The sequence below is a fragment of the Polyangium mundeleinium genome, assembly GCF_028369105.1.
In the GTDB taxonomy this organism is placed as follows: Bacteria; Myxococcota_A; Polyangia; order Polyangiales; family Polyangiaceae; genus Polyangium; species Polyangium mundeleinium.
In genome coordinates this window covers 5,129,881-5,153,516 of record NZ_JAQNDO010000001.1, presented here as the reverse complement: position 1 = coordinate 5,153,516, position 23,636 = coordinate 5,129,881, and the positions used below count along the sequence as shown (strand labels likewise).

Here is a 23,636-nt window from a genome sequence, read left to right as displayed (position 1 = left end):
ACCCGACTCACCCGTCCGCACGACGATCCTGACCGGACCGCGCCCCATCTCTATCGATCCCGCCGCCCGCATCCTTCGGCGTGGACCTTTCCGAGGACTGCTGCCCGGAACCACCGGGGCGCCTCGCATCATGGCGCTTGCGGCCCGCCGCCGCACCTTCCAATGGTGGCGCGGCGAGCGCGGAGGCCGTTTGCACGGCCTCCTGGAGCGCCGCCGCGATCCGATCATCCGTGATCGCCACGACGGCGAGCCCTTCCGCGCGCTTCGATGACGCAGCGGCAGAGCACAACGTAGCCAATACCATCTTCGTCCCCCAGGCGACCGCGCGCCCCTCGGAGACCGCGCGACGCACGGCCGAGAGCTCCGATCCCGCGGCCGCGTCGGTCGCGACCACGATGAGCTCCGCCTCGCCTCGCCCGTCGGCGCCCGTCACCGCGTCCGCCCCGAGCGCGACCTTGCGCGCACGAGCCGCCGCGACCACGAGCCCCTGCACCCGCCGATCCAGCGCGCGCACGATCGCCCGGGAAAGCGAGCTCGCATCGAGCGGGACGAGCTTGCCCGACGACGCCGTCCCCGACGACGCCGTCTCCTCGCCCGGCTGCTCGGGCGCCTCGTCCCAGAGCAAGCTCACCTTGCCCTTGGCCGCCCGCGCGAGCCCCCGCTGCGCCGCCTTCTCGACGCAGGACGGCCTCGGGTGCACGTGCGCGCCGCGGCCGAAGCCGCCGCCCGCCGCGTCCACCGCGACCTCGCCGCCGGGGCCCAGCACGAGACGGACGAGCACGGACAGCGCCGCCCCAGAGCGCGGGATTTCCACCCGCTCTCCGCAGCCGACACACGTGCGCACCCGCGACGAACCTTCTCGGTCCGCCTGCGGCGTCGCTCGTTCTGTGTCTGTCCGTGCTTCCACTATCGTCCGTTTCGTTCTCGGAATTTGGCTCGTCCACGAGAAACGAGCCGCGCCCTCTTACGCCTGCTTTGTCGAAGCCGCCACTGCTGCGCGCCTCGCATCGGCGCGGCCCGCCTCAAGCACCTTCTGCTCGCTCTCCACGAAGTCCCGCGCCCCCTGTCGGATGGCCCGGGCTTTCTTGATGCCGAGGCCGGTCCGAATCGCCAGCCGGTCCTCGTCTTCGCGGAGAATGTCCTCCACGGTCTTGTAGCCCGCCTCTTCGAGGAGGCCCACGGTCCGATCGCCGACGCCACGAATGAACATCAAGCGCTCGCGATCCGTGAGCGGCTCGGTCCGCATGCTCGCGGCCCGGATGCGCTCCTGACGCAGCCGCTCCATGGTCGTATCGGCCTGCGCCTTGATCCGCTCGGCCACCTCGGCGCCGCCGAGCCCGGGGATCGCCGCGAGTTCCTCGGCGGCCGCCTCGCTGACCTCCTCGAGCGCCCGGAAGCCGAGCCGATACATCGACTTCGCGATCGACTCCGACACGCCGTCGATCTGCTGGAGCGCGTGGATCGCCTCCTCCTCCATCTGCTTGAACTTGGACTCGCTGATGATGTCGAGCTTCCAGTTCGTGAGCTGCGCGGCGAGCCGGACGTTCTGGCCCTTCCTGCCGATCGCGAGGGAGAGCTTCTCGTCCGGCACGACGAGCTCCATGCGCCCGTCCGCCTCGTCGACGATGACCTTGTGCACCTCGGCCGGCTGGATCGCGGCGATGACGTAGCGCGCCGGATCCCGATCGAACGGCACGATGTCGATCTTCTCGCCGCGTAGCTCCTGCACGACCGCCTGCACGCGCGAGCCCTTCATGCCGACACACGCGCCCACCGGATCGACGTCCGCGTCGCGCGAGGTCACCGCGATCTTCGAACGAGCCCCCGGCTCGCGAGCGACCGAGACGATTCGCACGATGCCCTCGTAGATCTCGGGCACCTCGGCCTCGAAGAGTTTTTCCACGAGGCGCGGATCGGACCGAGACAAGATCACCTGCGGCCCGCGCGCCTCGCGATCGATGTCCTTCACATAGGCGACGATGCGATCGCCCGGCCGGTACGTCTCGCGCGGCGTCTGCTCGCGGAACGGCAGGATCCCTTCGGTCTTGCCGATGTCGACGATGATGTTGTTGCCCTTCTCGAAGCGCCGAACGATGCCCCGGATGAGCTCGCCCTTCCGGTCCTTGTACTCGTTGAAGATGAGGTCGCGCTCGGCGTCGCGGACGCGCTGCAGGAGCACCTGCTTCGCCGTCTGCGCGGCGATGCGGCCGAACGTCGTGCGCCCGGCCTTGAGCTTCAGGATGTCGCCGAACTCCTTGTCCTGCTCGCGCGCCTTCTCGGCATCCTCGGGACGCCAGAAGACCTGGAAGCCGAGCTCCTCGCCGAGCGTCGCGTCGAGCTTGTGCTTCTCCACGTCGGCGAGCGAAATCTCGCGCTCGGGCTCGGCCACGTCCTCGACGACGGTCATGTACTGGAAGAGGTCGACCTGGCCGCTGTCCTCGTTGAACCGCGCCTCGAGCTCGCGCGTCGGTCCGAAGACGCTCTGGGCCGCCTTCAAGATCGCCGCCTCGATCGTCTCGACGAGGATCTTCCGGTCGATGCCCTTCTCCTTCGCGACCTGCTCGAGGATCGCCCCGAGGCTCGTATCCACGGTGGGCGTCGCTCCCATCGTTGCCATGGCTGCTCGCTCTCCTGATCTCACTACCGGTTACCGCTTTGCTTCGCCTTGCCCGCGCGCGTGCTCTTCTTCTGCTTCTTCGGCTGCGTCACGAGCTCGAACACGAGACGCGCCTCCACGACATCCGCGAAAGGCGCTTCGATCCGCTTGCCGTCGACGACGACGGCGATCTTGTCGTCCGGCGCCTCCGCGATCTCGCCGCGTAGAAGGCTCTGGCCGTCGGGCACCGGCCGGGCGAGCTTCACACGCGCCAGTTTGCCGCGGAACCGCCGGAAATCCGGAAGGTCCTTCAAGCGCCGCTCGAGCCCGGGCGAAGACACTTCGAGGCTGTAGTGATGCGGGATCACGTCATCCTCCGCATCGAGGGCCGTCGAGGCGTCCCGCGAGACGTCGGCGCAGTCGTCAAGCGACACGCCCCCAGCCGGATCCGACGAGTCCTGCAAGCCCTCGCGCTCGATCGTCAGGCGCAAGACCCACGTCCCCTGGTCGGTGAACCACTCGACATCCACGAGCACCACGCCGTGCGTCTCCAGCACGGGGCCCACGGCCGCGCGGATGCGGTCGAAATCGATGGTCTTCTTGCTGGTTTGCTCGTTCGACGCTTGCTGCATGCCTGAGAGGACGGGCGCGAGGCCCCGCGCGGCGAAAAACCGTCTTCGCCAAGGGCGCCCGCCGCGCGAGGGCCCAAGCGAAAAAAAAAAGAGCCGATTCCCAAACTTGGGAATCCGGCTCCGCGGATCCGCCTAGTTTTGTCGGGGTGACTCTAAACGAACCTGGGCGGATGCGCAAGGGGGCATGGACGCCCACCGCGCACGAGCGAAAAGCCCAGGAAAATCCGCAGTGAAGCGGTCTCCGGGGCGGGCAGGCGTGACCTCGCTAGGCGAGGTTCGGCAACGATACCACGTCCACGTGCAGGACCTCGTCGAACGCCGCGATTTCTTTCATGCAGGCGTCGCTCGGCCGTCCAGAGACGCGCATCTTCGTACACGTCGCGAGCGCGCCGTCGAAGACGGTGTTCGAAATCTCCTCGATGTTGATGCCGTGACGCTTGAGCACGCTCAGCGTGTTCGCCAAGACGCCCACCTTGTCGAGCATGCGAATCACGACGACGTACCGAGCGGGCGAGGTGGCGCAGATGTTCACCACGTTCGGCACGGTCTCCTCGGTCATGAAGGCGCGAATGATGCGCGCAGTCTCCATGGCGATCGCCCGCTGCGCTTGCTCGGTCGACGCGCCGATGTGCGGCGTCCCGTACACGATGCCCCGGCCGAAAATGCGCGGCTCGATCGTGCCCGTGCCGCGATCCGGCTCGTTCGGAAACACGTCGAGGCCGACACGCAATCCCTTCTTCGCGATCACGTCCTCGAGCGCCTCGTAGTCCATCACCTCGCTGCGCGCGGTGTTCACCACGATGGCCCCGTCCGGCAGTGCTTCGAGCACCTTGCGACCCACGATGCCGCGCGTCCGGCTGTCGAGCGGGAGGTGAATCGTGAGCACGTGCGAACGTGACGCGAGCTCTTCGAGGCTACGAGCGAAGCCGACGTCGAGCCGCTGCGCTTTGTTCTGCGAGAGCGAGCGCGACCAGGCATGCGGCTCGAGGCCGAAGCCACGCGCGCGGTTCAAGACCTCGCGGCCGACGGCGCCGAGGCCCGCGACGCCGATGCGAAGGCCGTAGAGCCCCTCCGCCTGCGCATACCGGGTCTTCTCCCACTTTCCTGCGCGTAGATCGGTGGTCGCATCGACGATGCGGCGATCGAGCGCGACCACGAGGCCCATCGTCAACTCGGCGACGGCGATCGCGTTCTTGCCAGGGCAGTTCGCGACGTACACGCCACGCGCACTCGCAGCGGCGACGTCGATCGTGTTCACACCGGCGCCCGCGCGCACGATGAGGTTGAGCTGGCGGCCCGCTTCGATGGCGCGTGCCGTCACCTCGGTCGAACGGACGACGAGGATCCCGATGCCGTCGAGGGCCGCGGGCAACGTCTCCTTGGTAAGCTCCGGGCGGGAAATGATCTCGACACCCAGGATGCGGAGCTCCTCGAGCGCCTGGGTGTCCATCTTGTCGGCGATCAAGAGGCGCATGCGAGGGCGAACGGTAGCAGAAAAGGCAGCGCGGTTGTTCGTCCTCGTGGCGTCGATCGGTTTCTCGGGGTGCACCTCGGATCATCGGGTCTCGCCCTGGGGAGGCGGAGAAATGCCCCCCATCACGGCGTTCGCCGCGCCGCCCGACATCGAGGCGCAGCTCTCCACGATCGACGCGGAGACGGCGCCCCTCGGCTTACAGAAGACGTCGGAGATCCGCGCCAAGCTGCCGCGTGGGGGCGGCGCCGTGGTCGTCCGCGGATACGAAGGCGTCGACATCCTCGGAAGAAAGACCTTCGCGGTACGAGCAGCCACGGTGCACGGCGTGGTGCTGGCCGTGGGCCCACGCGACGCGGGGGAACACGCGACGGAGCTCGTCCCCGCGCTCGTCCCCGGCACGAGCGGCGGCTACGAGGACGGCGCGTTTCGCGCGCTCACGGATCTCAACGGCGATGGAACACTCGACGTGGTGCTGCGAGGGAGTGGCGGCGTGCTCGAGGTGCATCAGCTCCTCCCGACGGGATCGGCGCAGTACGAGGTCGAGATGAAGCTCGTGCCGACGGAGGTCGCTGACGTCGACGAGGACGGACACCTCGATCTCCTCGGGCGCGTGGCCGTACCGGCCGACGATCCGATCCGGCCCGCATTCCTCACCGTCGCGACGTTCGAGGCCGGGCGATACCGCGCGCGCTCGGAGGCCGCGCTCGCGTTTCACACGCGCCGCGCTGACGCGCCGCTCCGGACGCCGAAGGACAAGGACACGCCGATGGACGACGTGACGCGCGTCCGGCGCGCGCTCGAGCAGGCATGGCACGCGATCCACACAGGCCGCGAACGCACGGCCACGCTGGAGGCGCTGCAGAAGGAGCCGGTACCGGGTTCGCTGCGTGCGTCGTTCGACGCGCATGTCGCGCGGATCCGATCGGCGCAGACCACGCAGCGCTAGAAGTCGGTCGCGCGTAGCGGGACCTGAGGCATCTGGAATGCCTGCTGGAACGTGACGACGAACTGACCCGGGAACGGGCCCTCGGGGGCGAACGTGCGCGTCAAAGGAAACCCCCAGTCGAGACGCATGACGGAGCGATCGAGCTGCGGGAAGACAGCGCGGAGCCCCACGCCGACCGAGTGCTTCATGCGCATCTCCTCGAAACCGTCGAAGGCGTCGCCGGCATCGAAGAACGCGACGGGGCCGAGCTGAAAGGAGAAGATCTGGAAGGGGCGCGCGCGGTACTCGAGGTTGTACGAGAGCACGTCGGAGCCGATGTACGCGAGCGTCGTGTAGCCCCGGAGCCGCGTGTCGCCGCCGAGCACGGTGCGCCGGTTCATGTAGTTGCGGAAGCGTCGGAGGAGGCGAGCGTCGAGGACGAGGCGTCCGATGCCCGTGCGCGGGGTCTGGATCCGCACGCCGGCTTCGAGCGAGGCGTCGGCGATGCGATCCGGCTCTGCCTCGATGATCCCCTCGGCGAAGACGCGCGCGATGCCGTCGCCCATCGGCGCCGTGTAGCTCGCCGAAGCCATGGTGCCGAGGAAGTCGCGGCTCGATCCGATCCCGGCGAAGACGGGGTAGACGCGCAGGATGAGGTCGTGGCCGAGCCGAATGTCTTCCTGCAAGCCGAGCGTGTTGAAGTCGAGCACGCGCATGAAGCGCGTGGAGTAAGCGCGCACCTGGGCGAAGGGTCCGATGCGTGTGTCGCTGCGCGGCACGGCGAAGTCGACGAACTCGCGCGCAGCATCGGGCGCGTAGCGAGAGAGGTCGTCCTGGCGATAGACGCGGCGGCTCACATCGAGGCCGACGCTGTAGTCGTGTTTGTTGCGCCGGCCGAAGGATCGCGTGAGCGTGTACATGCCCGCGAGCACGTCGGCGCGGTAGCGGAAGGGGATCGCGTCGTCCTGCTCCGTGGACTTCGCGTCGAAGGTGGCGAGCTGGCCGCCGACGTAACGACGATCGATCTCGTAGCGCCACATGATCTGCGCGAGGTACGACCAGTCGGCGCGGGTGGAGTAGAGGGGCTGGCCGTAGGTGAACGCGCCGAAGGAGCCCTCGGGGTTGCCGCTCTCGCGGTTCCAGACGACGTTGCCCTCGGCTCGGAGGAGGATGCGGCTGCCGCCGACGCGTGGGATCGAGTAGCGCGCGCCGAGCGCGTACGTCTCGGGCTGGAAGTACGCCTGCACGAGCGCGGAGTGGTGCGTGCCGAAGAGGTTCTCTTCGCTCGGCTGGACGAGCAGGTACTCGAGGCGGCCGGAGGCGAAGCGGTAGCCCAGGCCGACGCGCAGGCTCCAGACGTCCTTCGTGACGACGAGGAGCCGCACGCGATCGGACTTGCTGCCGCGCACCGCGAACACGAGCACGAGTGAGAACTGCGGGATGTTGCGGAGGTTTCGGCCCGTCTCGTCGGCGAGCTCCTGCTTGTACGGTTGCCCCGGCTCGAGGAGGACCTCGCGGCGGACGATGTACTTGCGCGTCGTGGCGTGGAAGATATTGACGAAGTTCGGGACCGGATCGCGCTGCTCGATGACGTCGAGCGTGATGACGTCGATGGCCTCGATGGTCTTGCCTTCGGGCGACTCGTCGATCGTCTTGCCCTGCGCCGTGAGGACCGCCTTGATGGTCTCGCGCTCGTACGGCGAGTACGCGGGCGGCGGCGCTTCGTCGCTCTCCTCGGCCGCCCCCGCGAGGGACGAGGAGAACGACGAAACGAGCAGGGTCGCGAGGACTAGAGCGAGAGCTTGTTGTCGGCCGGCGGATACGTCGCGACGACGTTCACCTTGTAGCGGACGTACTGGTGCGGGATCGTGGGCCAGTCGGGCTTCGGCATCGCGCGCTTGACGCAGCGGAGGAGTTCCTTCGCTTTGTCGCGCTTGATGCTCGACGACTTGCCGACGAAGAGGTTCGTCTTCTTCGTGCGGAAGTCCATCTCCAGCACGAAGCTCACGGTGGTTTGCGACTTTCCGGTGGGCGCGCACGCTGTGTTCTCGCGGATGGCACGGGCGAGGCCGTCCTCGAAGAAGGTAACGTGATCGCACCGCTCCGGTGGGGTCTTCCCGGGCCCCGGGTTCTCGCAACGAATCGTGGTGAACGAGGAGAGGGTGACCGGCGGCGGGCCCGCATCGACCACGAAGACCGGCGCACTCGCGTCCGTCGTGCCGGCGTCCGTGACGGCCGCGTCGGCCGAGGGGATCGAGTCGGGCCGCGGCCCGCGCCAGAGGTACAGAGGAACGGCGACGAGAATCATCCCCGCGACGAGCGCGAAGATGATCTGCATACGCACGGGCCGCTCGCCCCCGCCGCGACCGAGATAGCGGTACGGGGAGGGCTGCGACGGCGGGCTCGACGACAGCGGGGGCCTGATCATCGTCGGCCGAAGCTCTTCACCGGGAGATCACGGGGTTAGTCGAGGAGGGTCCGGGCCGGTCGACCCGGCTCGCCCTTGACGATGGTGGCGGTGAGCTCGAGCGAGTCTGGCAGCGTGCCTTGCACCTGGGAGAGGACTTGCTCGACGACGTGGCGGGCCTCTTCGAGCGAATGGCCGACCATCGACACCACGAACTTGAGCGGCCCGGTGCGGCCGGCGACGACGGGCGTGAGGCTCAGCATGAGCATCTCCGTCAGGTCGACGACGCGCTGGGCCGCCTTGCGCAGCGCGAGCATCTCGAGGATCGTCGGCCTCTCGCTCACCTGCCGGTTCGGGCCGCGCAGCTCGTAGCGCGCGACCTGCACGTTCACCTCGGCCCACTCAGCGAAGAGCCCGTCCTCGTCGATGGCCTTCATGAGGTGGTCGCGTACGAGCAGGCCCGTGAGGCCGTCACGCTTCGCGAGGTACTGGCGCGCGCGCTTGTGCGAGGGCGACTCGGGGCCGAAGCTGACGAGCTTCAGGCGGCACTCGCCGACCTGGACCTCGCCGTTGTGCATGAAGGTGATCTGGCTCTTGCGCTCGAAGCCGAACTCCGCGTAGCTGCCATTCGTGCTGCCGAGGTCCTCGATCGTCCACGAGCCCGACTGGCAACGGAGCAACGCGTGCTGGCCGCTCACCGTGGCCTCGGGGATCACGAGGTCCTGATCGGCGCGACGGCCGAGCGTCATGATCGGTTTGTCGAGGGGCAGGATCTGCCCGACGATCTCCGGCGCGTTGGTCGCGTACGTGATGAGTAGCGACTGCGCGCCGGGCGTGAACGCGGCGGTCTGGGCGCGGCCCGGCGGAGGCCCGGGTTCGAGGCGCTCGCGCGGGAGCTGGATCGGGCTCGTCGTGAGCTGCGTCGGGTTGAAGAACCGGAGGTGACGCGCCTGGGGGCGCATCGTCGGGTCTTCGTTCATGCCGCGGAAGATCTGCTTGACCTCGTCGGTCGCCAGGCCCGCGGGCACGTCGAACATGATCTGCTGGCGCATGGGCCGCGCGCGCGGCTTGTAACCAGGCTCGGGGACGCGGCAGGTCCACATCTCCCAGAGCGTGAGCACCATGGCGTAGACGTCGTCGTCGACGCTGGCGCCGCCGTTGCGCAGGCGCTCGGGCGACATGTAGTTCGGCGTGCCGCCGTCCGGCGGCGCCCCGGGGCGGCGCGCCGAGGCGCGGGCGCGCTCCTGCGCGAAGCCGAAGTCGAGGATGACGGTGCGGCCTTCGCTCACCATCACGTTGCCCGGCTTGAGATCGCCGTGCACGAGGCCTTGCGCGTGGATCGCCGCGAGGCCGCTGCACACCTCCGCCGCGATCTTCCGGAACTCGTCGGCGGTGTAGCCGCCTTGCGCTTTTTTCTTCCGGATGTGCGTGTGGAGGGTTTGTCCGGCGATCTTCTCCATCACGAGGATGGGCCCCCATAGGCTCGGGGCGAGATCGAAGACCTTGCAAACGTTGGGGTGGGCGACCGATCGCGCGAGCAAGAGCTCTTGCCGCAGCGCCTCGTCGTCGCCGGGCATGCGCGATTCCTCGCGCACGACCTTCAGCGCGACCTCTTGCTGCGTCGATCGGTCGAATGCGAGGAAGACCTCGCCCATGCCACCCTTGCCGAGGCTTAGTCGGATTTCATAGCGGTCGTTGATGACCGTTCCGGGAGTGATCGGGGGGGGAGGAGTTCTGTTGGTCACGACGAGAAGAGGGTCAGCCGCCTCGTTGCCCAGTGGGTCGGGACGGTGCTGGTTTCCCACAAGCGTCGTCCATCTCGGGCGAGAGCGCAACGAGTCCTTTTCAACAACGAGTACCTTCCCACGCGGACAAGCGTTTTCCGGGGTTTCGGGGTCGGTCCGGGCCCACCCCGCGGTCCGGGTGGCCCGTGGCCCCTCTCGTACGTACCCCCCTCCCCTCTCCTTTGTAGCCCCCCCGTGGCCGCCTCCCCACGCTCCCGAGGCCGTCGAGTGAGCGAGCGCTCCGGTCGATGAACCTCTTCTTGACTGCACGCTCGTTCATCGCCTACGCCGCCCCGTGCGGACCCCGGGATGCAAGTCGAGGGGCCCGCCGATCTCGAGCAGTGGGCGCGCGCGTGCGCCGAGCGAAGGCTCGCCGCACGCGCGCGCCGGACAACAGGGAAGCCGGTCCCATGCCGGCGCGGCCCCCGCCACTGTAACCGGGGACGAAGGCGGAAGAGCCACTGCGCGGAGAGCGCCTCGTCGGTGCGAGCCGAGGAGACGCGAACGCGTGGGAAGGTCCGCCCGAGGACGATCCGGGAGCCAGGAAACCTGCTGCGTCGAGGCCCGATCGCGGTCTCCGGGGTGGAGCATGCGGCGGGGGGGCCCTCGCGTCCGTGTCTCTCCGTCCATGCCCACGCCGGCGCCGCTCTTCGGCGGGATCGTTCGATCCCGCCCACGAGACCCGAGGGCGCGGGTGTGTCGCCCATGCGGAGACGAACATGAACGACGAATCGAAACGCTGGCAGAGCTCGCGGCTCGCGCTCGCCCTCGCGCTCGGCGCGAGCTTGATGATGGTCGCGTGCGGCGACGACGGCAACGGCAGCGGCGGCAACGGTGGCAACGGTGGCAGCGGCGGCGCGGGTGGGAACGGCGGCGCGGGTGGTGGTGGTGGCAGCGCGTGCCTCGACCCTTCGACGTACGCGGATCTTTTCACCGTGAAGGACGCAGGGTTCTGCGTCGTCGGGTTGTACGAGTCCGACGCGGTCGTCGGCGCGCCCTCGACGTGGGGGCGCCACGGCGGCCCGGTCGCGGTGAGCCCCGCGCCCGCGCCCGGCTCCGTGACGATCGAGCGCCTCACGCCGCCCGGCGGAGCGACGGGCAAGCTCACGATCACGACGAGCGACGTCGACACGAAGATCCCGGCGATGACGTTCCTTGGAGCTCAAGCGATCGATCTGCCGTTCTTCGACTGGACGGTCGTCTCGTACACGGCCTCCGATCTCACGGGCGAGATCGTCCTGCTCGACGGCACGACCGTCGCAGCGCGTTACCCGGTAAACGGGTTCTACGCGGGCGTCGGCGTGGGCGATGGGACGCTCGGGCGGCTGCTCTACACGGGGATCTCGCCCGTGAACGACGCCGCGACGAAGACGAACGCGCTCTACGCGGCGGACGCCTGCGGCACGGCAGCGTCGATGCCCCGGCTCGTGCCCGACGGCGACATGACGTGCGCCGCGCCGCTCGCGGTCGACACATTCGGCGTCGCGTCCGGCCCCATCGCCGCGGATCACGCGGGCAACGTTTTCGTGATCATGTCGGAGGCGAACGGCGATCAAGACGCGCGCGGGTACGCGGCGGAGAAGGTCGCGCGGGGCACGGGGCCCGCTGCCGGCGCGTCGCTCTTCACGCTGCCGGGATACGCGGGCAGCCTCGCTGCGATCGCGCCCGGCTCGGGTGACACCGGCGTGCTCGCGTTCCAGCCCGTCGATGGCACGACGTTCGACGCGCTCGACGTCGTCGCGCAGCGCTACCGTGTGGAGAACGGCGCCGTCGTCGCCGAGGGCACGCCCGGCGTGTTCCTCTCAGCGGCCACGCCCGGCGCGTCGCTCCCCTTCTTCACGGACGACCAGGATCGGCTGTGGGTGGCCGGGCAACGCGGCATGGACACCACGGTCCTCGCCGTCGTGGCCCGCGTTCCCTGATCCCCTGCGAATCCCGCGCAATGTGGTAGCCCGGGAGACCATGCGGCCGAACGCCGGCCGGGTGGTCTCTCGGCATCCGCACGTCGGGGGATGTATCTCCGCGACAGGGCGTGATAATCGAGGCATGACGGGGTGCCCCTATGGGAGGCGTCATGAACTTCCTCGAGCCCGACAGCGATCGCGTCGTCCGCGTGAGCACCGACGCCTTCCTCGAGGGAAGGCTACGCCCGGACGTGGCCGGTGATCGTGTCTTCGAGACGAAGAACAGCCGATATCGCATGGTCTCGGGCAAGCTCGTGGCCGCAACGTCGTCGCAGCTCGTGGGCTCGGAGCTCGTTGGGTGGCTCGTCGACGAGGAGTCCGACAAGGCGCGTGTCCTGCCGCGATGGTCGCCCGGCGCGCGCGCAGTCCTGCTCGTCAAGCGCCTCGGCCGGCACATCGTGGTCACCTCCGCGACGCTCATGATGGAGGTCGACGGCGTGCTCGTGGAGGGCTCGGATACGCGTCCGCTGGCCTCGGGCAAGGTGAGCACGCCTGCGATGCTCGCCGTGACTCCGCCTTCCGTGCAGGTTCCGGTGATCCCCAAGGCTGCGCCTATGCCGCGCGGGGTCGGGATGGAAATCACCATCCCCGACGCCGTCATGGCGGACGCGCCGCCCTCGGCGCCGCGGGCGCCCATCAACCCCTCGACGCCGCCGCCGGGCCCGGGCCCTGCGTCGGGGCAGGTCGTTCCCTCGACCCCCACGCCCCCCGGACGAACCTCGCTCGGCTGACCCACCGCGCCCCCTCTCACGGGGGGGCAAGTGGTCAGCGGAATTGACACAAGAGCGCGGCACCGGCAGACTTTCAGCGCACCCGAGCGTGCCTTTGGGGGCCGCCGCTCGCCGAGGATCCAAACCCGATGGCCCAGGTTCCACATATGGGCGCGTCCCGACAAGACCAGCAGGCGGAGGGCGTCGATGACCCGAAGGGGGCCGCGCCGGATCCCCTCATCGGGATGGCCATCGGCGGTCGCTTCAAGATCGTCGGCGTCATCGCCCGCGGCGGCATGGGCAAGGTGTACAGGGCCGAGCAAGCGCCGCTCGGACGCATCTGCGCCTTGAAGGTCCTCTCCCCGAAGTACGAGGGCGACCGCGATCCGGAGTTCCACAAGCGCTTCTTCCTCGAAGCGTCGATCGCCGCAAAGCTCACGCACCCGAACACCGTCACCGTGTTCGATTACGGGCAGAGCGACGACATCTATTACATCGCGATGGAGTTCGTCGACGGCAAGACGCTCCACCGCGTGCTGCGCGAGGAAGGCCCGTTCAGCGAGGGCCGCACCTGCCACATCGCCCGGCAGATCTGCCGCTCGCTGCGCGAGGCGCACCAGATCGGCGTCGTGCACCGGGATCTCAAGCCGGGCAACGTGCTCCTGGCGCAACACGGCGACGAACGGGACAACGTCAAGGTCCTCGACTTCGGCCTCGTCAAGGACGTGACCGGCGAGGCGGAGGATCTCACGCAGCAAGGCCTGTTCATGGGCTCGCCGAAGTACATGGCGCCCGAGCAGATCGTGGGCGCGGAGGTCTCGGCGCGCACCGACATCTACTCGCTCGGCGTGATGCTCTACGAGATGCTCTGCGGCAAGGTGCCCTTCGACAAGGGCCCCGGCGTCGGCACGCTGATGGCGCACGTGAACGACCTGCCGCCGCCGATGATCCATTACAACCCGAACCTCGTGATCTCCGAGGAGATGGAGGCGATCGTCCTCCGCTGTCTCGAGAAGGATCCGCAGCGTCGCTTCGGGAGCATGGACGAGCTGCTCTCTGCGCTGAAGCGTTGCGGCGGCGGCGCCGAGGAGATGATGACGGGGCCGTACCAGCCCTACGCGCACACGGGCGCATTCCGCGCGCGGCACCTCGACAGCCTCCCACCTGGCGACACGACGGGCCTCTCGGGCCCGATGCGCCGGCCCTCGGGTCCGCCCGGGGACAGCGGCCCTTCGACGTCGCTCTCGTCGCTCTCGCTCTCCGGCGCGCGCCCTGCGGCGCTTGGCTTCAGCAGCCCGAGCACGCTCGCCGATCCGCTCACGGCCTCGCAGCCGATGTCCCTGCCCGACCCCGACGCGCTCGGCGGCCAGAGCGGCAAGCGGCGCTTCATGTTGATCACGGGCGTGCTCGTGCTCGGCTTCGTGGGCATCATCATCACGCTCACGCAGACGCGCAGCTCCGGCGAGACGACGGCGGGGAGCGCCTCGCCCGCGACGACGCCGCCGCCCACGCCCACGCAGGCCGCGCCGCAGACGCCCGCGCGTCCCGGGGATCGCGTGGTGCACATCGAGAGTGATCCTTCCGGCGCGAGCGTCATGGAGGGGAACGAGACGCTCTGCGGGGGCACGCCTTGCGACGTGACGTTCCGCGGCGCCGGCGCTGCGGCCGACGTCGTGCACAGCCTCACGCTGTCGAAGAAGGGCTACCAGTCGAAGACCATCAAGGTCACGGTCGTCGAGGAGAAGGTAAAGGTCACGCTCGACGCCGCCGCGGGCACCGTGCGCACCGCGCCCGCCACGACGAAGACCGGCGGGAACAAGGATCCGAACTACAAGCCGGACCCTTACAAAGGCAATCCTTACTGACGCGCGCGCTCCGCCGAAATGGCGATGAGGGCGGGTGAATGCTCGTGTAGAGTGCGGTTTGCCCCCGAGGAACCGCCATGTCGTCCGAGCCCTCATCCGCCCACCGTGACGCGCCCTCTGCCTCCAAGGAACCACGACGCTCGCGCCCCACGCGCGTGCTCGTCGCGCTCGCCCTCGCCTGCGCCACGGCCCTCGCCGCGGGCCCCGCGATGGCCGACGCGCGCACCGAGGCGCGACGGCACTTCCGCGCGGGCATGGAGCTCATCAGCAAGGGCAACTACCCCGAGGGCATCAAGGAGCTCGAGCGTGCGCAGGAAATCCTCCCGCACCCGAACGTCCTCTTCAACATCGCGCGCGCGCACGCCGAGGCCGGCAACCTCGAGCAGGCCATCAACGCGTACAAGCAGTACGTCGCGTCCGATCCGCCCGACCGCGCCGAGTCCGCGCAGGTCCTGAAGCAGCTCGAAGAGAAGCTCGCCCTGCAGCGCGCCGAGCAATCCAAGACCACCGAGCCGCCGAAGACGAACGAGGGCGACACCAAACCCGGCGACACCAAGCCTGGCGAAGACAAGCCCGGCGATACCAAACCCGGCGACACCAAACCCGGCGATACCAAGCCCGGCGATACCAAGCCCGGCGACACCCCTGGTGATACGAAGCCCGGTGGCACCAAGCCCGGCGACGCGCAGGCGCAGGCCGACGTGAACAAGATCGTCGGCAAGGCGCGCGACGAGGACGTCTACCGCGAGACGGTCATCACGGCCTCGCGTGGCGCCCAGAGCCCGCTCGACTCGCCGAACTCCACGACCATCATCACGCGGCAGGACATCCGCCTCTCGGGCATCACGCGCATCCCCGAGCTCTTGCGTCGCGTGCCCGGCATGGACGTCATGCAAATCACGGGCGGCGACACGAACGTCTCGATGCGCGGCTTCAACAGCCGCCTCGCGAACAAGCTGCTCGTGCTCATCAACGGGCAGCGGCCCGCGTACCTCGACATCCTCGGCTCGACGTTCTGGGAGACGCTCTCGATCGACGTCGACCAGATCGAGCGCATCGAGGTCGTGCGGGGTCCGGGCTCCGCGCTCTACGGCGCCAACGCGTTCGCCGGCGTCGTCAACATCATCACGATCGCGCCGGGCGAGGGCCGCACGGGCTTCCGCGTGGGCTACGGCGACACGGGGCAGGGCTACGGCTCGGCGTGGGCCACGGGGCGCGACGGCGACCTCGGGTACCGCGCGTCGGTCGGCTACACGCGTTACCCGCGGTGGACGCGCGAGGTGCAGAACGGGCGCCAGGACATCCAGGTCTTCGATCCGAACCAGAACCTCGGCGCGGAGAACCTGCGCGTCGACATCCGCCTCGCGCAGCGCTTCAAGAACAACCGCGAGCTCCAGGTCGGCGGCGGCTTCGCGCGCAGCGACCTCGACGTCTACGGCATCGGCCCGTTCAACGACTACCGCGCCCGCTTCGACAACGCCGACATCACGGCGCTCTTCAAGACCGAAAACTTTTCCGCGCGCGTCTTTTACGCGCGGGTCGCCGCGCAGACGTCGTCGAACCACGACTACTACGGCCACACGCTCTTCCCGAGCCAGGCGAACCAGAACGTCGTCGACGCCGAGCTCAACTTCTTCAAGGACGTCACGTGGCCGAAGTCCGTCGAGCACAGCCTCCGCGGCGGCGCTGCGTACCGCATGAAGTCGATCACCTGGACGTACCTCCAGGACGAGACGCCGATCGAGAACTGGGGCTCGCTCTTCCTCCAGGACACGCTGCACTTCGGCAAGTCCGTGCAGCTCGTCGTCTCGGGCCGCGCCGACTACGTGCCCTACCTCCAGAGCGTGAAGGTCTCGCCGCGCGGCTCGGTCATCATCAAGCCGACCGACCTCCAGTCGATCCGCGTGAGCGGCTCGACCGCCTTCCGCAACACGACCTTCCTCGAGTCGTACCTCGACCTGCCGATCCAGCTCCAGCTCCCGGGCGCCGAGCTCATCTCGGCATCGCAGCGCTACGAAGACACGGCCTTCCGCCTCCGGCCCGAGAGCATCATCACGGCCGAGGCGAGCTACCTGAACCAGATGAGCGATCGCTTCGAGTTCGAAGCGACCGCCTACTACAACCGCGTCACGGACCTGATCGCGCTCGCCGGCGAGCGGCCGCTCACGCTGGCGAACCGCGCTGACGGGCTCGGCGGGCTCAACCCGGAGACGGGACGTTACACGGTCGGCTTCGGCGGGTGGCTCAACCGCTGCGACATCCAGAACGTCTTCGGCGGCGAGGTCGGCACGCGCGTCTACCCGATCGAGGGCCTCGACATCTTCGCGAACTACGCGCTGAACGTCTCGTCGCAGGAGCTGCCGGACGGCTGTTCGGCGCCGACGGATCAGCGCACGAGCCGGCACAAGATCAACGCCGGCGTCCAGCTCCGCACGAAGCCCGGCATCGACGGCGAGATCACCTTCCACTACCAGTCGGCGCAGACCTGGGCCGAGCAGGTCGCCACGCTCTCGGGCATCCAGGTGCAGACCTTCGACATCCCCGGCTACGCGCTCCTGAACGGGCGCATCGGGTGGCGTTTCCCGATCGCCAGCACGACCGGCGAGGTCTCGCTCGTCGTCTACAACGCGCTCTCGGGCGTCGTCGACGAAGCACCGCAGATGCACCCCTTCGGCAACCGCGTCGGTCGCCGCATCATGGGCTTCTTCCAGCACACGCTGTAGAGGTTTCGCGTGGACATCCAGTTCGTCGGCGCGGCGCAGACCGTCACCGGATCGATGCACGTCGTCCGCACGGAGCACGCCACCGTGCTGCTCGATTGCGGCCTGTTCCAGGGGCGGCGGCGCGAGTCCTTCGAGTACAACCGCCGCCTGCGCGTGCCCGCGCGCGAGGTCTCGGCCGTGGTGCTCTCCCACGCGCACATCGATCACTCGGGCGCGCTGCCCATGCTCGCGAAAAACGGCTTCGACGGCCTCGTCTACGCGACGCCGGCGACGCGTGATCTCGCGGCGCTCATGCTCCGCGACGCAGCGGCGATCCAGCAGGCCGACGCGAGGTATCTGAACAAGCAATCCGTGCGCGAGGGCAGCGAGGACGAGCTCGTCGAGCCGATCTACGGCGAGGAGGACGTGCTCGACGCGATCTCGCGGTTCGTCTCGGTCCCTTACCACCGCTCGATCCCCATCGCCGACGGCGTGCGCCTGACCTTCTTCGACGCCGGGCACGTGCTCGGCAGCGCGATCACGGTGCTCGACCTCGAGGAGCGCGGGAAGAAGCGGCGCCTCGTCTTCACCGGGGATCTCGGCCGCGCCGGGCGGCCCATCCTGCGTGATCCCGAGGTCCCCGAGGGCGCCGACGTCCTCATCACGGAGAGCACCTACGGCGATCGCCTGCACGACGGCGTCGACAAGATGGAGGACGATCTCGCGCGTGTCGTCACGCGGACCGTCGCGCGCGGCGGCAAGGTCTTCATCCCCTCGTTCGCGCTCGAGCGCGCGCAGGAGGTGATCTTCGCGCTGAAGAAACTCCGCAAGGCCGGCCAGATCCCGCGTGTCCCGGTCTACGTCGACTCGCCGCTCACGGTCCGCATCACGGACGTCTTCAAGCTCCACCCCGAGTGTTACGACGCCGAGGCGCGCGCGCTGCTCCGCGGCACGGACACGCCCTTCGACTTCGAGGACCTCGAGTACATCGAGGACAAGGAGCGCAGCAAGGAGCTCGGCGGCGAAGGCAGCGCGATCGTCATCTCGGCGAGCGGCATGTGCGAGGCCGGCCGGATCCTCCATCACCTGAAGAACGGCGTGGAGGATCCGCGGAACACCGTGCTGATCGTCGGCTACCAGGCCCAACACACGCTCGGCCGCAGGCTCGTGGAGAGACGCGCGCGGGTCCGCATCTTCGGGGTCGAGCGCGAGCGCCGCGCGGACGTCGTGGTCCTGAACGGCTTCAGCGCGCACGCCGATCAGCGGGATCTCGTGGCCTACGCGGATGCTTGCCGCGCGCGAGGCCCGGCCGGGACGATCGCGCTCGTGCACGGCGAGCCCCAGCCGCAACGCGTGCTCGCGGACAAGATGCGCGAGCGGGGGCACAACTCGATCGTCATCCCGGCGCCGAACGACAAGCTCGAGATCGGCTGACGCTCAGCCTTTCACGGCGTTCACGATCGCCGCGGTGAGCGGCGCGTCCTCGCCGTCGAGCAACGTGCGCACGTCGAAGAAGATGCGGCCCTCCTGCACGCGCGGCAGGACCGACGGCTCCCCCACGCGGAGACGCTCCGCGATCGTCGCGAGCTCTCCGCCCGCCGCTTCGAGCGCCACACCAAACGAGGGCAGCGGCTCCTCGGCGCACGCGCCTCCCCCCACGGCGCCGCCGAGCTCCACGACGGACGACGTCACGCCCTGGCGCGCGAGCTCGCCCTGGATCCGCTCGGCCCGCGCGCGCACGGCGGAGAGCGGCGCGCGTAGCGCGGCCAGCGTCGGGATCGCGTCGAGGTCCCCTTCGAGGTACGCGGCGAGCGTCGCTTCGAGCGCGACGAGCGGGAGGCGACCGAGACGCAGGGCTCGCGCCAACGGATCTTTCCGGCACGCCGCCACGAGATCGGCGCGCCCCACGATCGCCCCGCCCTGCGGCCCGCCCAGCACTTTGTCGGTGCTGAAACAAACCACGTCGGATCCCGCCTCGACCGAGCTCCGCACGCTCGGCTCGCCCGAGAGCCCGAGCGGCTCGAGATCCACGATCGCGCCGCCGCCCAGGTCCTCCAGCAAGAGCACCTTCCGCTCGTGCGCGAGCGCCGCGAGCGCCCGATGCTCCGGCCGCTCGACAAAACCCACCTGCCGGAAGTTGCCTTGGTGCACGCGCAGGATCGCCGCGGCGTCGGGTGCGGCGTCGAGCGCGCGCGCGTAGTCCGCGATCCGCGTCTTGTTCGTCGTGCCCACCTCGACGAGCCGCGCGCCTGATCGCGCCATCACCTCGGGCACCCGAAACCCTCCGCCGATCTCCACGAGCTCGCCCCGCGACACCACCACGGGCCGGCCCGCCGCGAGCGCGCCGAGCATCAGGAGCACGGCCGCGGCGTTGTTGTTCACGACGAGCGCCGCCTCCGCGCCCGACAGCTCGCACAGCGCATCCTCCGCGAACGCGCCGCGACGCCCGCGCCGGCCTGTCGCGAGATCGATCTCGATCGACGTGTACCCAGCCGCCGAGCTCGCGAGCGCCTCGGCCACGCGCGCGCCGAGCGGCGCACGACCGAGGTTCGTGTGCAGCACGACGCCCGTCGCGTTGATCACCCGCCGCGCGCGCGTCCGGAGCGTTCGCTCTGCGTGCGCTGCGACGCGAAGCGCCACGTCCTCCACAGAGGGACACGGCCCGCCGCCGCGCACGGCGTCGCGTGCTTCATCGAGGGCTCGCCGCACGAGGCGCGTCAAGGCAGCGACGCCGAGCCTCTGCTTCACCTGTGTGAGGGACGGACTCGCGAGGACACGGTCCACCCGTGGGATGCCCCGCAGATCCGCGCCCCCTGTCCCTCGCGTTTCCTCCTCGCCCATCGGCTGCTACATCTAGCTGCTCTCCGCTCCTTCTCCGTACTTTTTACGCACACACACTTACGCGGCCTCGCCCGAAACCGCGCCGCGCGGGGCCGATGAGGAGACGATGCGAACGTACCGCCCCTCGTGGCGCGGCGGCTTGCTCGCCGCCCTGGCCCTCGCGAGCGCCCTCGCGCCCCACTCCGCGTCCGCCAAGTGGCCCCCGTCGTCCGACGCGAACATGGCCGATCCCGCGAACTGGCCGAACGATCCGGGCTACGCGTACGCCGAGGATCGCGACGGGCAGTGGAACTACTACTCGTTCCTGCCGCCTGCCGCGCCGGGCGTCGTCCGCCGCGCGGACGAGGTCGCCTCCGGCATGAGCATCGACCTCGCGTGGCGCATCTCCATCGGCGATCCGCGCGTCGTCATCGCCGTGACCGACAGCGGCATCTTCTGGGAGAAACCCGATCTCCTCGACAAGGCGTACCTGAACCGCCGCGAGCTCCTCACGCACAAGCCCTTCCAGGCGGGCGGCGCCCCCTGCGGCGGCGCCGGGGATCTCGCCGGCTTCGACTGCAACGACGACGGCGTCTTCTCGGTCTCGGACTACGCGACCTCGATGCCGCTGCCCGCGTCCGATCGCAACGCCAACGGCGTGCTCGACGCCGGTGATCTGATCCTCGCCTTCTCCGATGGCATCGATGACGACGGCAACGGCTACATCGACGACATCTCGGGCTGGGACTTCATGAAGAACGACAACGACCCGTACGACGACACGCGCTACGGGCACGGCACGGGCGAGGCCGAAGACTCGTCGTCCCAGGCCGACAACGGCATCGGCCTCGCGGGCGGCTGCCCGCGCTGCATGTTCCTCCCGCTCCGCGTCGGCGACAGCTTCATCGGCGACGTGCAGGCCTTCGGCGAGTCCGTCGTCTACGCGACCGACAGCGGCGCGAAGGTCGTGCAGTGCGCGCTCGGCACGCTGAACATGACGCGCTTCGCGCAGGCCGCGCTCGACTACGCGTACGAGAACAAAGTCCTCGTCGTGACCTCGATGGCCGACGAGAACTCGCGCCACCACAACATGCCGGCCGCGAGCAACCACACGCTACCCGTGCACGCGATCCAGTACGACGGCGCGAGCGCCCGCGCCTCGCGGAGCTTCGTCGACTTCCACCCCTGCTCGAACTACGGCGGCCAGAACTTGCTCTCGGCCTCGGGCACCTCGTGCTCCAGCGAGGCCACGGGTCAGCTCAGCGGCATCGCGGGCCTGCTCTATTCCGCGGCGCTCAAGTACAACACCGTCCCGCAGCTCTCGCCGGGTGAAGCGCAGTCGATCTTCTTCTTCACGGCCGACGACATCGACGTGCCCGAGTCCCGCGAGCTCGGCTCGATCTACCGCTTCTCGCAGTCCGGCTTCGATCAACGCTTCGGTTACGGCCGCGTCAACGCGAGCCGCGCGCTCGAGGCCATCCGCGACGGCCGCATCCCGCCCTCGGTCGACATCGTCTCGCCGCGCTGGTTCGAGGTCCTCTACAAGGATCGCGTCGACGGCCCGATCCAGATCCGCGGCACCATCTCCGCGCCGCGGGCGAACGCCTACGACTACGTCGTCGAGTGGGCGAGCGGCGTGCAGCCGCTCGAAGAGGATTTTCAGAAGCACGTCCTCGATCGACGCCTGAACCTCGATCCCACCTTCATCGCCGGCACGGCCGAGCCCCTCGCGCTCCTCGACGTGCGCAACGTCACGGTGAGCCACCCGCGCGACATCGACAGCCCCTTCGGCGAGAACGACCACACCATCACCGTGCGTGTCCGCGCCGTCGCGCATTACGGCGGCGCCGTCGGCGACGTGGCCGGCGAGATGCGCCGCACCTACTACGTGCACAGCGATCCCGACCTCGCGCGCGGGTTTCCCGTGTGGCTCGGCGACAGCCTCGAAGCGAGCCCCAAGATGGCCGATCTCGACGGCGACGGCGTGCGCGAGCTCATCGTCCCCACGGGCGGCGGCGCGATCCACGTCCTCACGCTCACGAAGGCCGGCCCCGTCCCCTTCCCCGGCTTCCCCTTCTCGACGACCCCCATCGACGGCCTCACCGCCCCGCTCGAGAGCGAAACGCCGAGCCACATCACCGCGCCGGGCTACGCGTCGGGCAAGGTCGATCCGAACCTCGCGCGCGAAGGCTTCATGAACGCGCCCGCCATCGCCGACCTCGACGGGGATGGCACGGTCGAGATCGTCGCCACCACCTATGCCGGCACGATCTACGTCCTCGAAGCCGACGGCTCCGTCCGCCCGGGTTTTCCCCGCCGCCTCCCGCGCATCCCCTCCTGCCCGCGTGGCGTCGACCTGCCTCCGCCCGCGAGCCCCTGCATGAACGAGGACCAGCGCATCACGCGGGGCGCCTTCGCATCACCTGTGCTCGTCGATCTCGATCAAGACGGCCACCTCGACATCGTGCAGGCCGCGTTCGACGGCAAGGTCCACGCCTTCGACGCGGGCGGCGCGCCCCTGCCCGGCTTCCCTGTCGAGATCCGCATCGACCCCGAGAACAACCCCAAGGCGAAGAGCCGCATCCTCACGACGCCCGCGGTCGCCGACTTCAACGCCGACGGCGTGATGGACCTCGTCCTCGGCTCGAACGAGCGGCTCGGCGCGAGTGGCCAGTTCGGCGCGATCACCGTCGTCGATGGCCGCGGCACGAAGGCCCCCGACGGCCCGATCCTCGCCGGCTGGCCCGTCTCGCTCAGCTCCTTCGAACTCTTCCCGCTCGTCGCCGAGGGCATCCCGAACTCCGCGGCCGTCGCGCGCTTCGAGGGCAAGCTCGCTGCCGTCGCGCACGGCAACGTGAGCCTGCCGTTCGTCGTCCCCACCGATCCCGGCGGCCAGACCTCGCTCGGCGCGCCGCCCGCGAACGCCCTCCCCGTCCGCCCCGATCCCACGGATCCCACGAAGGAGCTCCGCGGCCTCGAACCCTCCAGCATCTTCGGCCCGCTCACGCGCGCTTCGCAGCCGAACACGATGCTCCCGCTCTTCTCGAGCCCCTCCGTCGGCGACCTCGATCAGGACGGCGTGCCCGACGTCGTCGCCTCGGGCGGCTCCCTCTCGCTCACGCAGGCGCTCCAGGGCGGCGGCACCGGCGCGGGCGAGCACCTGCTCGCGGTCTGGAGCGGCAAAACCGGCGCGATGCTCCCCGGCTCGCCCTTCCTCCTCGAAGACTTCACCTTCTTCAACAACCACGCCATCGCCGACCTCGACGGCGACGACTACCCCGAGGTCATCACTGGCTCGGGCGGGTATTTCCTCCACGCCTACGACGGCTGCGGCCGCGAGCCCGCGGGTTTTCCCAAGTTCACGGGCCAGTGGATCGCCTCCACCGCCGCCGTCGGCGACCTCGACGGCGACGGCACGCTCGAAGTCGCGGCCGGCACGCGCAGCGGCTTTTTGCACGTCTGGCACACGCGCGGCCGGACCGACGGCGTCATCGCGTGGGAGAGCTACCACCACGACAACCGCAACACGGGCAGCGTCGAAACCCGCCTCGATCAGGGCGCGCTCCTCAAGGCGAAGGCCCCGCTCACGGCCGACGTCTGCGAGGCCGCTCGCCTCCCCCGGCCCCTCGAAGCGGCCGGCGGCTGCGATTGTCGGGCTGCCGGCCAGGGCCGCGGCGATGGGCGGACGGCGGGCCTCCTCGCCGTGGGCCTCGCGCTCGTGCTGGCGAGGCGGCGACCTGCGCGCAGCTAGGCTACC

The 23,636-nt window shown here is 69.4% G+C and carries 15 protein-coding genes and 1 riboswitch; of the genes, 7 read left to right on the top strand and 8 right to left on the bottom strand.

Annotated elements, in window-relative coordinates:
• Window positions 1-7 precede the first annotated feature (7 nt).
• The 4 genes from POL67_RS20585 to POL67_RS20570 all read right to left on the bottom strand — a co-directional run bounded on the left by POL67_RS20585 (window position 8) and on the right by POL67_RS20570 (window position 4,702).
• Window positions 8-844 carry a YlxR family protein gene (locus POL67_RS20585; RefSeq protein ID WP_271919569.1) on the bottom strand — a complete coding sequence of 279 codons (837 nt, stop codon included), beginning with the start codon at window positions 842-844 and terminating at the stop codon, window positions 8-10.
• Window positions 845-964: 120 nt separating this feature from the next.
• Complete coding sequence (nusA, locus tag POL67_RS20580; protein WP_271919567.1) at window positions 965-2,617, bottom strand: transcription termination factor NusA; 1,653 nt, start codon at window positions 2,615-2,617, stop codon at window positions 965-967.
• A gap of 23 nt (window positions 2,618-2,640) precedes the next feature.
• Entirely contained in the window at window positions 2,641-3,228 is a 588-nt protein-coding gene (gene rimP, locus POL67_RS20575; protein ID WP_271919565.1) for a ribosome maturation factor RimP, read from the bottom strand.
• Window positions 3,229-3,493: 265 nt separating this feature from the next.
• Window positions 3,494-4,702 (bottom strand): phosphoglycerate dehydrogenase, encoded by a 1,209-nt coding sequence (locus tag POL67_RS20570; protein ID WP_271919563.1) that lies wholly within the window; start codon window positions 4,700-4,702, stop codon window positions 3,494-3,496.
• 112 nt (window positions 4,703-4,814) lie between these two features.
• On the opposite strand from POL67_RS20570, the gene POL67_RS20565 reads away from it, so the two are divergent.
• On the top strand, window positions 4,815-5,648 hold the full coding sequence (locus tag POL67_RS20565; RefSeq protein WP_271919561.1) for an FG-GAP repeat domain-containing protein: 834 nt from the start codon (window positions 4,815-4,817) through the stop codon (window positions 5,646-5,648).
• On the opposite strand, the gene POL67_RS54260 is transcribed toward POL67_RS20565, so the two are convergent.
• The 3 genes from POL67_RS54260 to POL67_RS20555 are packed head-to-tail and all read right to left on the bottom strand — an operon-like array spanning window position 5,645 to window position 9,779.
• Window positions 5,645-7,405 carry a BamA/TamA family outer membrane protein gene (locus POL67_RS54260; RefSeq protein ID WP_373372412.1) on the bottom strand — a complete coding sequence of 587 codons (1,761 nt, stop codon included), beginning with the start codon at window positions 7,403-7,405 and terminating at the stop codon, window positions 5,645-5,647. The two genes, POL67_RS20565 and POL67_RS54260, sit on opposite strands and share 4 nt — an antisense overlap.
• Before the next feature lie 11 nt (window positions 7,406-7,416).
• Window positions 7,417-8,055 carry a hypothetical protein gene (locus tag POL67_RS20560; RefSeq protein WP_271919559.1) on the bottom strand — a complete coding sequence of 213 codons (639 nt, stop codon included), beginning with the start codon at window positions 8,053-8,055 and terminating at the stop codon, window positions 7,417-7,419.
• A 35-nt stretch (window positions 8,056-8,090) separates the two neighbouring features.
• Window positions 8,091-9,779, bottom strand: a complete 1,689-nt coding sequence (locus tag POL67_RS20555; protein WP_271919557.1) for an FHA domain-containing serine/threonine-protein kinase — start codon at window positions 9,777-9,779, stop codon at window positions 8,091-8,093.
• A 434-nt stretch (window positions 9,780-10,213) separates the two neighbouring features.
• Window positions 10,214-10,369: riboswitch (cobalamin riboswitch) on the top strand.
• Window positions 10,370-10,537: 168 nt separating this feature from the next.
• On the opposite strand from POL67_RS20555, the gene POL67_RS20550 reads away from it, so the two are divergent.
• From POL67_RS20550 to POL67_RS20530, 5 genes are all read left to right on the top strand, one after another.
• Window positions 10,538-11,740 (top strand): hypothetical protein, encoded by a 1,203-nt coding sequence (locus POL67_RS20550; protein ID WP_271919555.1) that lies wholly within the window; start codon window positions 10,538-10,540, stop codon window positions 11,738-11,740.
• Window positions 11,741-11,892: 152 nt separating this feature from the next.
• Window positions 11,893-12,513 (top strand): hypothetical protein, encoded by a 621-nt coding sequence (locus tag POL67_RS20545; protein ID WP_271919553.1) that lies wholly within the window; start codon window positions 11,893-11,895, stop codon window positions 12,511-12,513.
• A 128-nt stretch (window positions 12,514-12,641) separates the two neighbouring features.
• Window positions 12,642-14,357 carry a serine/threonine protein kinase gene (locus POL67_RS20540; RefSeq protein WP_271919551.1) on the top strand — a complete coding sequence of 572 codons (1,716 nt, stop codon included), beginning with the start codon at window positions 12,642-12,644 and terminating at the stop codon, window positions 14,355-14,357.
• A gap of 77 nt (window positions 14,358-14,434) precedes the next feature.
• Window positions 14,435-17,080 (top strand): TonB-dependent receptor domain-containing protein, encoded by a 2,646-nt coding sequence (locus POL67_RS20535; RefSeq protein WP_271919549.1) that lies wholly within the window; start codon window positions 14,435-14,437, stop codon window positions 17,078-17,080.
• 9 nt (window positions 17,081-17,089) lie between these two features.
• Window positions 17,090-18,493 (top strand): MBL fold metallo-hydrolase, encoded by a 1,404-nt coding sequence (locus POL67_RS20530; RefSeq protein ID WP_271919547.1) that lies wholly within the window; start codon window positions 17,090-17,092, stop codon window positions 18,491-18,493.
• A gap of 3 nt (window positions 18,494-18,496) precedes the next feature.
• Here the strand turns inward: POL67_RS20530 and selA are convergent, their stop codons facing one another.
• Complete coding sequence (gene selA, locus POL67_RS20525; protein ID WP_271919545.1) at window positions 18,497-19,900, bottom strand: L-seryl-tRNA(Sec) selenium transferase; 1,404 nt, start codon at window positions 19,898-19,900, stop codon at window positions 18,497-18,499.
• A 106-nt stretch (window positions 19,901-20,006) separates the two neighbouring features.
• Here selA and POL67_RS20520 point away from each other — a divergent pair, with 106 nt between their 5' ends.
• Window positions 20,007-23,630, top strand: coding sequence for a S8 family serine peptidase (locus POL67_RS20520; RefSeq protein WP_271919543.1), 3,624 nt, complete (start codon window positions 20,007-20,009; stop codon window positions 23,628-23,630).
• Window positions 23,631-23,636 lie beyond the last annotated feature (6 nt).

Bases quoted from the DNA above. Each gene is read 5' to 3' on its own strand.
- nusA (WP_271919567.1), bottom strand. From the start codon at position 2,617: ATGGCAACGATGGGAGCGACGCCCACCGTGGATACGAGCCTCGGGGCG.
- rimP (WP_271919565.1), bottom strand. From the start codon at position 3,228: ATGCAGCAAGCGTCGAACGAGCAAACCAGCAAGAAGACCATCGATTTC.
- POL67_RS20570 (WP_271919563.1), bottom strand. From the start codon at position 4,702: ATGCGCCTCTTGATCGCCGACAAGATGGACACCCAGGCGCTCGAGGAG.
- POL67_RS20565 (WP_271919561.1), top strand. From the start codon at position 4,815: ATGCCCCCCATCACGGCGTTCGCCGCGCCGCCCGACATCGAGGCGCAG.
- POL67_RS20560 (WP_271919559.1), bottom strand. From the start codon at position 8,055: ATGATCAGGCCCCCGCTGTCGTCGAGCCCGCCGTCGCAGCCCTCCCCG.
- POL67_RS20550 (WP_271919555.1), top strand. From the start codon at position 10,538: ATGAACGACGAATCGAAACGCTGGCAGAGCTCGCGGCTCGCGCTCGCC.
- POL67_RS20545 (WP_271919553.1), top strand. From the start codon at position 11,893: ATGAACTTCCTCGAGCCCGACAGCGATCGCGTCGTCCGCGTGAGCACC.
- POL67_RS20540 (WP_271919551.1), top strand. From the start codon at position 12,642: ATGGCCCAGGTTCCACATATGGGCGCGTCCCGACAAGACCAGCAGGCG.
- POL67_RS20535 (WP_271919549.1), top strand. From the start codon at position 14,435: ATGTCGTCCGAGCCCTCATCCGCCCACCGTGACGCGCCCTCTGCCTCC.
- selA (WP_271919545.1), bottom strand. From the start codon at position 19,900: ATGGGCGAGGAGGAAACGCGAGGGACAGGGGGCGCGGATCTGCGGGGC.
- POL67_RS20520 (WP_271919543.1), top strand. From the start codon at position 20,007: ATGCGAACGTACCGCCCCTCGTGGCGCGGCGGCTTGCTCGCCGCCCTG.